Here is a 2,450-nt window from a genome sequence, read left to right on the forward strand (position 1 = left end):
GTCTTTTGAGTGAAATCGAGTAGGACGGCGCACGTGAAACGTTGTCTGAATATGGGGGGACCATCCTCCAAGGCTAAATACTACTGACTGACCGATAGTGAACCAGTACCGTGAGGGAAAGGCGAAAAGAACCCCGGAGAGGGGAGTGAAATAGATCCTGAAACCGTATGCGTACAAGCAGTGGGAGCCCACTTTGTTGGGTGACTGCGTACCTTTTGTATAATGGGTCAGCGACTTATATTCAGTGGCAAGCTTAACCGTATAGGGTAGGCGTAGCGAAAGCGAGTCTTAATAGGGCGTTTTAGTCGCTGGGTATAGACCCGAAACCGGGCGATCTATCCATGAGCAGGTTGAAGGTTAGGTAACACTGACTGGAGGACCGAACCCACTTCCGTTGAAAAGGCAGGGGATGACTTGTGGATCGGAGTGAAAGGCTAATCAAGCTCGGAGATAGCTGGTTCTCCTCGAAAGCTATTTAGGTAGCGCCTCATGTATCACTCTGGGGGGTAGAGCACTGTTTCGGCTAGGGGGTCATCCCGACTTACCAAACCGATGCAAACTCCGAATACCCAGAAGTGCAAGCATGGGAGACACACGGCGGGTGCTAACGTCCGTCGTGAAAAGGGAAACAACCCAGACCGTCAGCTAAGGTCCCAAAGTTGTAGTTAAGTGGTAAACGATGTGGGAAGGCTTAGACAGCTAGGAGGTTGGCTTAGAAGCAGCCACCCTTTAAAGAAAGCGTAATAGCTCACTAGTCGAGTCGGCCTGCGCGGAAGATGTAACGGGGCTCAAACTACACACCGAAGCTACGGGTTCAACGCAAGTTGAGCGGTAGAGGAGCGTTCTGTAAGCCTGTGAAGGTGAGTTGAGAAGCTTGCTGGAGGTATCAGAAGTGCGAATGCTGACATGAGTAACGACAATGGGAGTGAAAAACTCCCACGCCGAAAGACCAAGGGTTCCTGCGCAACGTTAATCGACGCAGGGTGAGTCGACTCCTAAGGCGAGGCTGAAAGGCGTAGTCGATGGGAAACAGGTTAATATTCCTGTACTTCTGATTACTGCGATGGGGGGACGGAGAAGGCTAGGCCAGCTTGGCGTTGGTTGTCCAAGTTTAAGGCGGTAGGCTGACTGTTTAGGTAAATCCGGACAGTTAAGGCCGAGAGCTGATGACGAGTATCCTTTGGATACGAAGTGGTTGATGCCATGCTTCCAGGAAAAGCCTCTAAGCTTCAGGTAATCAGGAATCGTACCCCAAACCGACACAGGTGGTCGGGTAGAGAATACCAAGGCGCTTGAGAGAACTCGGGTGAAGGAACTAGGCAAAATGGCACCGTAACTTCGGGAGAAGGTGCGCCGGTGAAGGTGAAGGACTTGCTCCGTAAGCCTATGCCGGTCGAAGATACCAGGCCGCTGCGACTGTTTATTAAAAACACAGCACTCTGCAAACACGAAAGTGGACGTATAGGGTGTGACGCCTGCCCGGTGCCGGAAGGTTAATTGATGGGGTTAGCGCAAGCAAAGCTCTTGATCGAAGCCCCGGTAAACGGCGGCCGTAACTATAACGGTCCTAAGGTAGCGAAATTCCTTGTCGGGTAAGTTCCGACCTGCACGAATGGCGTAACGATGGCGGCGCTGTCTCCACCCGAGACTCAGTGAAATTGAAATCGCTGTGAAGATGCAGTGTATCCGCGGCTAGACGGAAAGACCCCGTGAACCTTTACTGTAGCTTTGCACTGGACTTTGAGCTTGCTTGTGTAGGATAGGTGGGAGGCTTTGAAGTAGGGACGCCAGTCTCTATGGAGCCAACCTTGAAATACCACCCTGGCAATCTTGAGGTTCTAACTCTGGTCCGTTATCCGGATCGAGGACAGTGTATGGTGGGCAGTTTGACTGGGGCGGTCTCCTCCTAAAGAGTAACGGAGGAGTACGAAGGTGCGCTCAGACCGGTCGGAAATCGGTCGTAGAGTATAAAGGCAAAAGCGCGCTTGACTGCGAGACAGACACGTCGAGCAGGTACGAAAGTAGGTCTTAGTGATCCGGTGGTTCTGTATGGAAGGGCCATCGCTCAACGGATAAAAGGTACTCCGGGGATAACAGGCTGATACCGCCCAAGAGTTCATATCGACGGCGGTGTTTGGCACCTCGATGTCGGCTCATCACATCCTGGGGCTGAAGCCGGTCCCAAGGGTATGGCTGTTCGCCATTTAAAGTGGTACGCGAGCTGGGTTTAGAACGTCGTGAGACAGTTCGGTCCCTATCTGCCGTGGACGTTTGAGATTTGAGAGGGGCTGCTCCTAGTACGAGAGGACCGGAGTGGACGAACCTCTGGTGTTCCGGTTGTCACGCCAGTGGCATTGCCGGGTAGCTATGTTCGGAAAAGATAACCGCTGAAAGCATCTAAGCGGGAAACTTGCCTCAAGATGAGATCTCACTGGAGCCTTGAGCTTCCT

Annotated in this window: 1 rRNA gene; it reads left to right on the forward strand. The window is 52.4% G+C overall.

The features are described 5' to 3' along the window. Positions 1–2,447 (forward strand): 23S ribosomal RNA (locus IQ22_RS22960); the annotation flags it as partial. Positions 2,448–2,450: the final 3 nt, after the last annotated feature.

The sequence above is a fragment of the Pseudomonas duriflava genome, from assembly GCF_007830155.1.
GTDB classification, from domain to species: domain Bacteria; phylum Pseudomonadota; class Gammaproteobacteria; order Pseudomonadales; family Pseudomonadaceae; genus Chryseomonas; species Chryseomonas duriflava.